This is a genomic window from Psychromonas algarum (genome assembly GCF_004376845.1).
Taxonomy (GTDB): domain Bacteria; phylum Pseudomonadota; class Gammaproteobacteria; order Enterobacterales; family Psychromonadaceae; genus Psychromonas.
The window spans coordinates 18824-31978 of sequence record NZ_SNUW01000005.1 but is presented as its reverse complement, the minus strand read 5'-3'; the positions used below and the strand labels follow the sequence as shown (position 1 = coordinate 31978).

The 13155-nt window shown below is 35.9% G+C and carries 10 protein-coding genes; 7 read left to right on the top strand and 3 right to left on the bottom strand.

Going from position 1 to position 13155, the window contains the following annotated elements; all coding sequences use genetic code 11:
* Window positions 1-57: 57 nt before the first annotated feature.
* The 4 genes from E2R68_RS05340 to oleD are packed head-to-tail and all read left to right on the top strand — an operon-like array spanning window position 58 to window position 4763.
* On the top strand, window positions 58-1107 hold the full coding sequence (locus E2R68_RS05340) for a 3-oxoacyl-ACP synthase III (protein WP_134276472.1): 1050 nt from the start codon (window positions 58-60) through the stop codon (window positions 1105-1107).
* Window position 1108: 1 nt separating this feature from the next.
* Window positions 1109-1990, top strand: coding sequence for an alpha/beta fold hydrolase (locus tag E2R68_RS05335; RefSeq protein WP_134276471.1), 882 nt, complete (start codon window positions 1109-1111; stop codon window positions 1988-1990).
* Window positions 1991-3664, top strand: a complete 1674-nt coding sequence (gene oleC, locus E2R68_RS05330) for an olefin beta-lactone synthetase (RefSeq protein WP_134276470.1) — start codon at window positions 1991-1993, stop codon at window positions 3662-3664.
* A gap of 25 nt (window positions 3665-3689) precedes the next feature.
* Window positions 3690-4763, top strand: coding sequence for a 2-alkyl-3-oxoalkanoate reductase (gene oleD, locus E2R68_RS05325; protein ID WP_134276469.1), 1074 nt, complete (start codon window positions 3690-3692; stop codon window positions 4761-4763).
* Between the two features lie 13 nt (window positions 4764-4776).
* Here oleD and E2R68_RS05320 read toward each other — a convergent pair whose 3' ends face one another.
* Complete coding sequence (locus tag E2R68_RS05320) at window positions 4777-5280, bottom strand: YgjP-like metallopeptidase domain-containing protein (protein WP_134276468.1); 504 nt, start codon at window positions 5278-5280, stop codon at window positions 4777-4779.
* A gap of 136 nt (window positions 5281-5416) precedes the next feature.
* On the opposite strand from E2R68_RS05320, the gene E2R68_RS05315 reads away from it, so the two are divergent.
* The 3 genes from E2R68_RS05315 to E2R68_RS05305 all read left to right on the top strand — a co-directional run bounded on the left by E2R68_RS05315 (window position 5417) and on the right by E2R68_RS05305 (window position 8383).
* Window positions 5417-5767 (top strand): RidA family protein, encoded by a 351-nt coding sequence (locus E2R68_RS05315; protein ID WP_134276467.1) that lies wholly within the window; start codon window positions 5417-5419, stop codon window positions 5765-5767.
* 24 nt (window positions 5768-5791) lie between these two features.
* Entirely contained in the window at window positions 5792-7417 is a 1626-nt protein-coding gene (locus E2R68_RS05310) for a protein adenylyltransferase SelO (protein WP_134276466.1), read from the top strand.
* A 243-nt stretch (window positions 7418-7660) separates the two neighbouring features.
* Window positions 7661-8383 (top strand): YebC/PmpR family DNA-binding transcriptional regulator, encoded by a 723-nt coding sequence (locus E2R68_RS05305; RefSeq protein WP_134276465.1) that lies wholly within the window; start codon window positions 7661-7663, stop codon window positions 8381-8383.
* Between the two features lie 772 nt (window positions 8384-9155).
* On the opposite strand, the gene E2R68_RS05300 is transcribed toward E2R68_RS05305, so the two are convergent.
* On the bottom strand, window positions 9156-9881 hold the full coding sequence (locus E2R68_RS05300; protein WP_166738809.1) for an aldehyde dehydrogenase family protein: 726 nt from the start codon (window positions 9879-9881) through the stop codon (window positions 9156-9158).
* Window positions 9882-9891: 10 nt separating this feature from the next.
* Window positions 9892-13101: a bifunctional proline dehydrogenase/L-glutamate gamma-semialdehyde dehydrogenase PutA gene (gene putA / locus E2R68_RS05295; RefSeq protein ID WP_134276463.1), complete on the bottom strand. Its 3210-nt coding sequence runs from the start codon at window positions 13099-13101 to the stop codon at window positions 9892-9894.
* Window positions 13102-13155 lie beyond the last annotated feature (54 nt).

Genomic DNA, 13155 nt, shown 5'->3' with positions numbered 1-13155 from the left:
CGGTTTAAGGGTCGAGAACGACATTTTAGAAACATTAATGAGAAAAATTGCAACTTAATGAAATATTCCCGCGTTTATATTAATAATATGGCTTATCAACTAGCCCCAGAAGTGGTTTCAAGTAAACAACTAGAATCCCGTCTTGCTCCCTTATACCAAAAATTACGTATTCCAGCAGGTCAACTTGCTGCATTAACGGGTATTGAAGAACGTAGATGGTGGCCAAGTGATCACCGATTGTCTGACGGAGCTATTGATGCAGCCAAAAAAACCTTAACTGAAACGGGTATCGATGTTAACGATATTGGTGCTGTGGTTTATACCGGTGTTTGTCGTGATCAACATGAACCAGCGACTGCTTGTCGCATTGCCGCCGAAATAGGCGTCAATAAAAGCACCGCTATTTACGATATAAGTAATGCATGTTTAGGTGTGTTATCAGGTATTTTAGATATAGCAAATCGTATTGAGTTAGGACAAATCAAAGCTGGTTTAGTGGTTTCATGTGAGTCCGCTCGTCATATCGTTGATATCACTATCGACAACATGCTTTCTAATCAAAGTATTCAAAACTTCTCACAGTCATTAGCAACCTTAACAGGTGGTTCTGGTGCGGTAGCAGTTCTACTTACTGATGGTTCATTATCATTAGACAAACAACGTCAACATAAATTATTAGGTGCAAGCCACCTTTCTGCACCAGAGCATCATGATTTATGCAAATGGGGAATGCAAGAAGTTGGTCTTAAATTACATCGTGAATTTATGCGAACGAATGCCGTCCCTTTATTAAAAGAAGGTGTTGCTTTAGCTCTCGATACTTGGAAAGACTTTTTAGGTCAACAACAGTGGACTGTCGATAGCGTCAATAAAGTTATTTGCCACCAAGTTGGTTCAGCAAATCAGAAACAAGTACTTGCAGCATTAGGGATCCCCGCTGAAAAAGAATATCCAACTTTTCAGTACCTCGGTAATATGGGGACCGTTTCACTACCTATCACAGCAGCAATTGCTGATGAGCAAGGTTTTTTACAAAAAGGCGATAAAGTGAGCTTTTTAGGGATAGGCAGTGGTTTAAACTGCATGATGCTTGGACTGGAGTGGTAAAATGAATTTTGATAGTTTATTCCCTTTTAAACGCAACTTTTTAGACCTTAATGGACAAAAGTATCACTACTTAAATGAAGGTTCAGGCGAACCTGTCGTCATGGTACATGGCAATCCTAGCTGGTCTTTTTATTATCGTAATTTAGTAACTGAATTAAGTCATCAGTATCAATGTATTGTACCTGACCATATAGGCTGTGGTTTGTCAGATAAACCATCTGATAAAGATTATGACTACACGCTAAAACAGCGTATTGATGATCTTGAAACTTTATTAGACAGCCTTGCTATTAAAGAAAATATCACCTTAGTTGTTCATGATTGGGGCGGCATGATTGGTATGGGTTACGCAGCCCGTTATCCAGAACGTATTAAACGCTTAGTGATATTAAATACAGCAGCCTTTAATCTGCCTAAATCGAAAAAATTTCCTATACCATTATGGATATGTAGAAATACTTATATAGGTACTGCATTAGTACGTGGCTTAAATGCATTCTCATCAATAGCTTCTTATGTTGGCGTAAAGCGTAAGCCTATGCCTAAAGCAATTCGTAAAGCTTATGTTGCACCATTTAATTCATGGAAAAATCGTATTTCAACATTACGTTTTGTACAAGATATTCCATTGTTACCACATCACCATAATTATCAATTAGTTGAAAAAATTGATAATAGCTTGCAACAATTCCAAAGCATTCCAACGGTTATTTGTTGGGGTTTACAAGATTTTGTATTTGATAAGCATTTTCTTGCGGTTTGGAAACAAAAGATGCCACATGCACAAGTGCATGAATTTGCTGATTGTGGTCATTACATCCTTGAAGATGCAAGTAACGAAGTGATTAATATTATTCAAAAATTTATGGCTAGTAATCCATAAATGTCAGAGCTAACAACCCCTTCAAATACTCAACAAAATTTGTGCCGCCACTTAGTTTTAGCGGCACAAAATACACCAAGAAATCTTGCTGTTAGTGTGCAAAAAAAAACACTCTCTGGCTTAACTTATCAAGAATTAACCTTAAGTGAATTGCATCAAAAAAGTGATGATATTGCTTATGCATTAAATAAATTTGGGTTAAATGCAGGTGATAAAGCCGTATTAATGGTCACACCTAGCATTGCTTTTTTTAATTTAACCTTTGCTTTGTTTAAAGCAGGCATTATTCCCATCTTAGTTGATCCGGGAATGGGGGTTAAAAATCTTAAACAGTGTTTTGAAGAGTCACAACCGGATGCGTTTATTGGTATTCCCAAAGCCCATTTAGCTCGTTTATTATTTTCTTGGGGCAAAAAAAGCATTAAACATTTAATTAATGTTAATGGTCCAGCTCTATTCGGTGGCATTCAATTAACGCAGTTGTTAAAGCAATATCCACGAAAAACGCCTTATACAATGCAACTGCTCAATGCCAAACAATTAGCAGCAATTTTATTTACTAGTGGTAGTACAGGCACTCCAAAAGGCGTTGTATATAGTCACAGTATGTTTGAAGCTCAAATTAGTGTGTTAAAAAATGATTATCATATTCAACCTGGTGAAGCAGACTTAGCCACTTTTCCACTATTCTCTTTATTTGGTCCTGCGCTTGGTATGGCATCTATTGTGCCGGATATGGATGCAAGTAAACCCATTAAAGCAAATCCAGATTATATTTTTGCAGCGATTGAAAAATATAAATGTAGTAATCTATTTGTTAATCCCGCTTTATTAGAAGTTTTAGGTCAAGCTGGACAAAAAAATAACCACTCATTACCTAGCCTTAAACGTGTTATATCAGCAGGCGCACCTGCAACACTCGCTTCCATTCACTGTTTTAGTAAAATGCTAAGCAGTCGCACAGAAGTAATAAATTCTTATGGTGCAACAGAATCACTTCCAATCAGTAAAATTGGCAGCCAACAACTATTAAAAACCACCAATATTACGGAACAAGGTGGTGGGATTTGTGTAGGCGAAGCCGTAAGTGATGTTGAAATTAATATAATTAATATTACTGACGATAAAATAGAACAATGGGATGAAGAACTAACCTTACCTGCATTCTCCATTGGTGAAATTGTGGTTAAAGGTCCTCAAGTGAGCGCTGCTTATTACCATCGAGATCAAGCGACTAGATTAGCTAAAATAAAAGATGGTAATGAAATACACCATCGAATGGGAGATTTGGGTTATTTAGATGATCAACATAAATTATGGATGTGCGGCCGTAAAGCACACCGAGTTTCATCTACACACCTAGAAAAAAACAAACACTATTACTCTATTCCTTGTGAACGTATTTTTAATACTCATAAGAAAGTAAAACGTAGTGCACTTATTTCTGTTGTTATCGACAACAAAGTTATCCCTGCAATTTGCATTGAAGTAGAGAACGAAAGTGCTTTAGATAAAACATTATTATTTGATGAATTAACTGAAATAGCTAAACAGCATACACAAACTCAGGGTATTAGCTTGTTTTACATTCACCCCGCTTTCCCTATGGATATTCGCCATAACGCGAAAATATTCAGAGAAAAATTAGCGCTTTGGGCACAACAAAAAATTTAAATATAACCATCTATTGAGATCCATTATGTCGACCTTTGAACATCTTAATTTTACAACTTTATTAGCAGAGCAAAAAACTGTTTTACAACAGTTGAGCTCACAAGTGAATACTGTGTTTGTAACAGGTGCAGGAGGGTTTCTAGGTACGGCATTATGTAAGTATCTACGAGCAGCAGATATCAAGGTTGTTGGTTTTTCTCGTGCTCACTACCCTCATTTACAAGCTTTAGGCGTTAAATTAATTCAAGGTGATTTACAAGATCAACAAGCAGTCATTAGTGCAATGAAAGGCTGTGACCTCGTTTTTCATGTTGCTTCTAAAGCGGGCGTTTGGGGTAGTAAAGAAAGTTACTTTGGCCCCAATGTACAAGGCGCAGATAATATAATTCAAGCCTGTTTAATACATAATATTAAACGTTTAGTATATACAAGTACCCCTAGTGTAACTTTTAGCGGCAAAGATGAATCAGGCATAGATGAATCACAACCTTATGCAGAAAAATTTTTAAATTATTATGGTTTATCTAAAGCGATTGCAGAACAAAATATATTAAAAGCCAATTCAAACACCTTAAAAACGGTTGCTTTACGTCCTCACCTCATTTGGGGACCTGGTGATCCTCACCTAGTACCTAGAGTGATAGAGAGAGCTAAAGCAGGTAAGTTAAAATTAGTAGGTAAAACTAATAAACTAGTTGATACCATTTATATTGATAATGCTGTTTATGCTCACCTTTTAGCTGCGATAGAGTTAAACAAAGACACCTCAAAAAATGCAGGAAAAGCTTATTTTTTAAGTAACGATGAACCTATTTTTATGGCCACTATGTTAAACAAAATATTAACCGCAGCAAAATTAGACAAGGTAAATTCGCGTGTGCCAGTAAGTATCGCATATATGTTAGGCACTACGCTTGAATGGTGGTATTTACGTACAAATAGAAGTGATGAACCTATTATGACTCGCTTTGTAGCGAAGCAATTATCAACGAGCCACTATTTTAATATCTCGGCGGCAAAAACTGATTTTAATTATAAAGCTCTAATATCTTTAGACCAAGGTATGGCGATATTAGCCGATTATTTACATAACAAATAATATTAAAAACCTATTAATATAAATTACCAAATAACTCACTATGAATTAAAAATAAACGAGTATCTAACTCTACTTGGTGGTAATCAGGCAATATATATTCACATAAATTATAAAATGCTTTGTTATGCTGTTTTTCTTTTAAATGTGCTAATTCATGTACCACTATCATATTTAACATTGCTAAAGGCGCCTTCTTAAATAAGCTCGCAATCCTAATTTCCTGTTTTGACTTTAATTTACTGCCTTGAATTCGACTAACAAAGCTATGCGTGCCCAATGCATTATTATAAATATGAATTTTTGGATCATAAATAACCTTACTTAATGAGTTCGATTGCTTAATATAGTTATTTTTTAATTGAAGAGTATATTGATACAGTTGTTTCTCAGTATTAATCTCATGCGATTGAGGATATTTTTTACGTAAATATTTACCTAATGTTTTATTTTCTATCATTAATTTAACTTGATTAATCACACTTTCTGAATAGTGATTAATATACCCCAACTGCTTCATCTACTTTTATTCCTCAAACTCTTTTTATAAATACTGATAATACAAGGTTTAGTAAACTCTAAATACTTGACTAAAACACTCGCCTTTTAAGACTGACACGTTACAATTATTTATTTTATATCCATAGAGAATATCCATGATTGAACGTCAACGAACAAAACAACGTATGAGCCGAATTGTAAAACACAATGATACCATTTATTTATGTGGGCAAGTTTGTAGCGATGCAACTAAAGGCATTCACGAACAAACTCAAACTATGCTCGATAAAGTTGACCAATTATTAATTGAATCAGGTAGTTCTCGTGAACACATTTTATCTGCCACAATTTATGTAAAAGATATGGCATTACACTTTTCAGCAATGAATGAGATATGGGACTCATGGATCCCCGAAGGTTATGCACCAGCGCGAGCTTGTGTTGAAGCAAGTATGGCCAGAGAAGCATTGCTTGTTGAAATATCAGTTATTGCAGCAGTAAAGTAAATATCTAACAGACAAGGAAAGTTGATGAATTCTTTATTACCACCGTTACACAATATATTTGTTTCACAATTACCAGCTGATCCAAATACTGTCAATAACAGCCGTAGTATTGAGCATGCAGCTTATTCATTGGTGGCCCCCACTCCGACAAAAACATCAACAATCATTTGTTGTAACAATGAGCTTGCCTCGCAGCTAGGTTTTACCGAAGCTGCTCTTACGTCGCTCGCTTTTGCTGAATTAATCACAGGTAACAATATTCAACCAGAAATACAGTCTTATGCAATGAACTATGGTGGTCATCAATTTGGACAATGGGCAGGTCAACTTGGAGATGGGCGAGCTATTAATTTAGGCCAATATCTACTGAATGATAAATACGTAACATTGCAGCTTAAAGGAGCTGGCCAAACACCTTATTCTCGCCATGCTGATGGAATGGCTGTTTTACGTTCCTCTATTCGAGAATACCTTTGCTCTGAAGCCATGTATCACTTAGGCATACCAACAACTCGCGCATTAACTTTAAGCCTAACAGGTGAAGAAGTTATTAGGGATAAACTTTACGATGGTCAAGCAGCTTACGAGCCCTGTGCCATTGTTGCACGAGTGTCACCTTCCTTCTTACGCTTTGGGTCGATACAACTTCCCTCTTCTCGCGGTGATATTTCGTTATTAAAACAAACCGTTGAATATAGCATTCGCAATGATTTTCCTGAATTAATAGAGAATGCTGAGCATATAGATAAAAGTGTTTATTTAAACTGGTTTAACCGTATCTGTGAACGTACTGCTTATTTAATCGTAGAGTGGATGCGTGTTGGCTTTGTGCATGGAGTATTAAACACAGATAACATGTCATTAATCGGAGAAACAATTGATTACGGACCTTATGGTTGGATAGATAATTTTGATCTAAATTGGACACCTAATACATCCGATGCTGCTGAAAAACGCTATCGATTTGGACAGCAAGCTTATATTGGACAATGGAATCTATTTCAATTAGCTAATGCTATTTATCCATTAATCGATGAAGCTAAACCCTTACAAGATATTTTAAATAATTATAATCAAGTGTATCAGCAACAATGGTTAACGATGATGCGCAGTAAACTGGGCATTTCAAATGCCACCGAGTGTAAAGAACAGCACTCACATCTAACCGAAACAGATTTAAGCTTATGCCAAGATTTAGAAAAAATTCTATCGCTTGTTAGTACAGATATGACTTTATTTTATCGTTCTTTAGCTAAATTAGATGGCGAAGTTGATGTCACTAATTATGCGACATTAAACTCTCATTTTTCTGAATGTTTTTATGATAAAAATACTGTTGATAGCATTTATTTATCTAAATTAAGTGAGTGGTTATTAAGATACCAGCAAAGATTAACACTTAGTGATATGACAAAATCATATAGAGTACAACTTATGAATGCAACAAATCCCTGTTATATATTACGCAATTTCCAAGTACAGGAAGCAATTGAATTAGCAGAATCAGGAGATTTTTCACGTGTCCTATTGTTAGCTGAACTACTAAAAAAACCTTACCAACAACAAACTAAATACCAACAGTTTGAAATAAAACGCCCCGACTGGGCAACTAATAAATTTGGCTGCTCAGCACTTTCGTGTAGTTCATAAGCGTTGCGATAATGATGAGTAATTATAGTGATTACTCATTTCTTTAATCGATAAACATTTTTTAATGTACATTAAACATACAGATATTTTACTGATAACAGCGTCATTCATTGACCTAGCTAAAAATATAACAAGTTAATCATTAAAATTTCCGGTACATGCTAGCACCTAACCTCATTACAGGCTAAAATTCCTGCCAATATTTTTCCAGACAATCATTCCATATAAAAAGAGAGCATTCAGATGGGAAGAGCATATCAAAACAAAAAATTAGACATGGCAAAAACAGCCGGTGCTAAAACTAAGGTTTACTCAAAATACGGTAAAGAGTTATATGTTTGCGCAAAAAATGGCGGCCATGATCCAGACGGTAACCTATCACTTCGTCGTTTAATCGATAAAGCGAAAAAAGATCAAGTACCAGCACACGTTATTGAACGTGCTATTGATAAAGCAAAAGGCGGCGGTGGCGAAGATTATGAGCGCGCAAGTTATGAAGGCTTCGGCCCTGGTGGTTGTTCTGTCATTGTTGATTGTCTGACTGACAACGGTAATCGTACTTGGACTGAAGTGCGTAACTGTTTTAATAAAACAGGTGCCAAAATTGGTTCTCCAGGTACTGTTGCTCACATGTTTGAACATCAAGCTGTATTCGTATTTAACGGTGAAGATGATGAAGCAGTGTTAGAAGAGCTAATGATGGCTGACGTTGATGTTGTGGATGTTGTAAGTGAAGACGGTAAAATTTCAGTATTCTGCCCTCACACTGAGTTTAACAATGCTAAAGTCGCATTACATGAAAGCTACCCTGATGTTGAATTAGAAGTAGAAGAGATCACTTATGTGCCACAAACAGATACTGAAGTAACTGAAGAACATGTAGAGAAGTTTGAAAAATTCTTAGAAATGTTAAATGACTGCGATGATGTACAAAACGTTTACCATAACGCAGTATTGCCTGAATAAATTAGTTCGTATTAACTCTTAATACATTTTATATAACTCATTCTTATTTAAAGCCTCATTTTTATGGGGCTTTTATCTATCCACCTATGCACAAATAAAATTAATAAAAATACTGCTGATTAGTAAAGTCACCTACTTGCTGTTGTTTTAACAAAGTAAATTGATGAAAGTAGATATGGAACATCATATTCAGAGCGTTTATTTGAAGTTTTAAAGGCATTTGTATCTTTATTCAAGCTAGCCTAACGTTTTTGCATATAAACAAGCTTCAAACGTGTTATTGACATCACTCCATTGAGTTAATATAAAAAATCGTTTTCCTTCAATTGTATTAAGTTCTGCAATGGGATTATCAAAAGAGAAAGGTATATTAGCAACATAAGAAACTATCGATTGCTCTGCGAAAAAATTAAGAGCCTCTAACTCACAACTGATTACTTTTTTGCTTCTTCAATGATGACGATAAACTCGTAACATATAGGTATTTTAAGAGTTGAAATTTTATAAGTATCATAATACCTTGGCACCAAAATAGACACTCTTGAATATCATTTCATGCAAAGTGTAACGAAGTAAATTCAATAATGGTTTGAGGTGATGTAATTGAATATAACGATTTGATAGCTAAGGTATTATTTGTCATTAATTTCTATTTATTAAAACATTTAACATGGGTGTTGATTGCAGAGAACTCTTTTTAATATCAGTCACCCAATCACTAAGCTATAACACTTAGTGATTAGCGTAATTTACAATAATATTAATGTATTGTTTACAAGTCACCCGAGCCCAATGCTAACAAAGAAGCGTTCCCTCCAACGGCTGTAACATTAATAGTTTGCGTTTTTTCAGTGATAAAATGCAACAGTAGATGTTCATCTCGAACACATGCTAATTGATCTAAATCAGTTTCAATAATTAATTGAGCAATTTGTCCCTCACGCTTTGCTAAAGTACGATTTAAATCAATAGCGCGACCTTCATGACCAACATAAGCGACACCGGAAATAGCTGGTTGACTAATTAAGCTATCTACATTTTTAGGTTCAATAACTTGAACAACTGATTCTTCAATATTTGAAAATGAAAAAATCCATAATAGACTATCAATAATCTCTTGGTATTCAGATTTTTGCTCAATCACAATACTATTTCCAGTTACCAAGGCGCAGCTGATCATAGCGACCAATGCCGTAGATGGCACATTTTTTTCTGCGATAATAACAAAAGTCCCTCTTCCAGAAGCACTTAAAATATTACTTTCACCTGTTGGTCCAGGCATAGTCAAAGGTTCACCAATAAGTGATAACGCTTGTTTTGTATGGAAGTCTGCCATTTGTGCAGGCATCAAATCAACGTCTCGTTGTTGGGATAGAAGCTCACTCCATTTAGAGATTAATTCCACACGCTCTACGATATCCATAGTATTCCAAACTAACCAAGCTGACTTTGCTTGTTCAAGCATATATTGAGTAGATTCTAATTTAAGTTGAGACATGATTAACTCCTTATACTTGGTTATCATCAGCCATAAAACCATTTAATTTTTGTTTGGTAAATCGGTATAAATAACGTGGTCCACCAGCTTTAGGACCTGTACCAGATAAACCTTGTCCACCAAAGGGTTGTACACCAACAACTGCACCGACTTGATCTCGATTGATATAACAATTTCCCACATGGCTTGCATTAGCAATACGTCTATAAGCGGCTTCATTTCGACTATGTATGCCCATAGTTAATCCAAATCCACTATGATTAATTTGCTCAATTACTTCATCCATTTGTGGTGATTTAAAGCGAATTACATGTAATATTGGCCCAAATTGTTCATCTAATAATTGCCCTAGATGGTCAATTTCAATTGCTGTAGGACAAACAAAATCACCTTTTAAACATGCATCGTTCAGTTCAACTTGTGCTAATAATTTATGTTCACTGAGCATGCTTTTAATATATGAATTTAATTTATCTTTTGCTTGTTTATCAATAACAGGACCCACATCAGTTTGATGTAAATAAGGTAGGCCTAAGGATAACTCTTGCATTGCTCCTTGGATCAACTCAATGACACGATCTGCAATATCCTTTTGTATAAATAACACTCGAAGTGCCGAACAACGTTGCCCTGCAGACGCAAAAGCAGAACGGATGACATCTTTAGCAACTTGCTCAGGCAGTGCTGTACTATCGACAATCATTGCATTTTGTCCGCCTGTTTCAGCAATTAATGTAGCTGGTTTTATTTCCCTACTAGCCAAACTACGATTAATGGCTTGCGCTGTGATAGTCGAGCCAGTAAACACAACGCCAGCGACTCTATGATCTTCAGTTAATGCTGGACCTATTTCTCTGCCATTACCCGTAATTAGATGAATGACTTGTTTAGGGAATCCAGCTTCTAACATTAATAAAACAGCTTTTGCAGCGATTAATGATGTTTGTTCAGCCGGTTTTGCAACAACCGTATTACCCGTGACTAGTGCCGCTGTTACTTGCCCTAAGAAAATAGCGAGCGGGAAGTTCCAGGGGCTAATACAAACAAATACGCCCTTACCCTGACGAGAAACTTGTTGTGTCACGTTATCAAAACTAACTTTAGTTTCTGGAATAGCAAAATTTACCGTTGCTTGTTGCGCATAATAACGACAAAAATCTACTGCCTCTCGCACTTCATCAATACTATCGTGAATAGTTTTACCTGCTTCATGATGGCATAAGGCGATAAGCTCACTCACATTCTCTTCAAGTAAATCTGCCAGTTTATATAAGTATTGTGCGCGTTGTTGTACGGCAGTCTCATTCCATTTAGAATAATACTCCTGAGCATTGTTTAATGCATTTTCAAGCATACTTGGAGTTGAAAATAAAATTGAGCCAATGTTTATACTACGATCATAAGGAGTGCTGCATAATTGTAGTTTTGCAGATGTTAAATCTTCAATGTTTTTGTTATCCAGATCATTAGTATCTGTATCGAGCATTTCGCATTGATTAATGTAATGTACCCCATTAACAATGGGGCCAGCATGCCATGTTTTGTTTTTAAACTGGGCTATTTTTTCTTCAAATAAACTCGCTTCACTTTCAATATCGATATTAATATTGCTTGAATTTTTTCTATCGTCAAAAATAGCAGGAGGCAGAACAATTAAGCCATTATGTAAAGTGCTTCTGCTTTTTAAGGTTGTCACTGGATGTTCTGTTAATGTTTCAATGGGACAATTAGCATCCACTAGACGGTGAACAAATGAACTATTTGCTCCATTCTCTAATAAGCGTCTAACTAAGTAAGGTAATAAGTCTTTGTGGCTTCCAACGGGTGCATAAATACGCACATTACTTTCAAACATGGTTAACACATGGTTATATAAGGCGTCTCCCATGCCGTGCAATCGCTGAAACTCATAATCACTATGTGATGCCATTGCTGTTATAGCAACAACAGTATGTGCATTATGACTAGCAAACTGAGGGTAAATAAGTCCTTTAATATGCTCTGACAATAAAAATCGTGAACAAGCGAGATAAGACACATCTGTTGCTTCTTTACGTGTATAAACAGGATAACCGGCATAACCATTTTGCTGTGATAGTTTAAGCTCACTGTCCCAATAAGCACCTTTCACTAAACGTAAAGGGATAACGTCACCTTGCTGTTTTGCTAATGCTGCTAACCAAACAAGTACTGGTAATGCGCGTTTACTGTATGCCTGTACAACAATGCCAAGTTTACCCCATCCTTGTGTAACTGGATGTTGATACAACTTTTCAAACAAACTTAACGATAACTCTAAGCGATCCGCTTCTTCTGCATCAATGGTTAAACCTACATTCAGTTCTCTAGCTCGTCCAATTAATGCAAGCACACTAGCAAGCATTTCTGTATGAACACGTTGTTTATTAGCAACCTCATAACGAGGGTGTAAAGCAGATAGTTTAATAGAAACCGTCGCAGCATTAGATTTATCGAGTTGATTAAGTTGTTTTTTTCCAATAGATTCGATAGCTAACATATAAGCATTAAAATATTTTTTAGCATCTGTGGCCGTTAATGCAGATTCCCCCAGCATATCAAATGAATAACTAAAGCCCTTATCATTAAAACGTTTGGCATTTTTTTGTGCTTCTTCAATATTACGTCCTAATACAAACTGATGCCCCATGATCTTCATTGCTTGATGCATCGCTTGGCGGATCACGGGTTCAGACATCTGACTAACAAGACGATTAACGATGCGACTAGGACTACCTTTAACAGCACTTCCTAAATTAACCACTTTACCTGTTAATAATAATCCCCATGTAGATGCATTCACAAATAACGAATCAGACTTTTTAAGATGAGATGTCCAATCAGCAATACTCAATTTATCTTTAATCAATGCATCAGCTGTAACGGCATCAGGAATACGCATTAATGCTTCTGCTAAACACATTAATAAAATTCCCTCTTTAGTATCTAAGCTGTACTCAAGCAATAGCGCATCAATCATATGAATGGCATTTTTGTCTTTACGCACCCGGACGATTAACTCTGTAGCTCGTTCATCAATGGCATTTTTTTCATCAATCGTAGGTTCAGCCATTGCTATTAACTGTTTTAACCAATCGCCTTCATTCACCATATATAAAGGTGAAATAAATGCCCAGAGCGTGTTTAAATCTGAGTCTATGAAATCTTTTTGTAATGTATCGACAGCGGTAAATGATGGCATTTTCAATACTCCTAAAAACAAGCTAACAATTAAATGGCAATAATAAAGTGGATC

Coding starts and splice junctions, on each gene's coding strand:
- E2R68_RS05340 (WP_134276472.1), top strand. CDS start 58: ATGAAATATTCCCGCGTTTATATTAATAATATGGCTTATCAACTAGCC.
- E2R68_RS05335 (WP_134276471.1), top strand. CDS start 1,109: ATGAATTTTGATAGTTTATTCCCTTTTAAACGCAACTTTTTAGACCTT.
- oleC (WP_134276470.1), top strand. CDS start 1,991: ATGTCAGAGCTAACAACCCCTTCAAATACTCAACAAAATTTGTGCCGC.
- oleD (WP_134276469.1), top strand. CDS start 3,690: ATGTCGACCTTTGAACATCTTAATTTTACAACTTTATTAGCAGAGCAA.
- E2R68_RS05320 (WP_134276468.1), bottom strand. CDS start 5,280: ATGAAGCAGTTGGGGTATATTAATCACTATTCAGAAAGTGTGATTAAT.
- E2R68_RS05315 (WP_134276467.1), top strand. CDS start 5,417: ATGATTGAACGTCAACGAACAAAACAACGTATGAGCCGAATTGTAAAA.
- E2R68_RS05310 (WP_134276466.1), top strand. CDS start 5,792: ATGAATTCTTTATTACCACCGTTACACAATATATTTGTTTCACAATTA.
- E2R68_RS05305 (WP_134276465.1), top strand. CDS start 7,661: ATGGGAAGAGCATATCAAAACAAAAAATTAGACATGGCAAAAACAGCC.
- E2R68_RS05300 (WP_166738809.1), bottom strand. CDS start 9,881: ATGTCTCAACTTAAATTAGAATCTACTCAATATATGCTTGAACAAGCA.
- putA (WP_134276463.1), bottom strand. CDS start 13,101: ATGCCATCATTTACCGCTGTCGATACATTACAAAAAGATTTCATAGAC.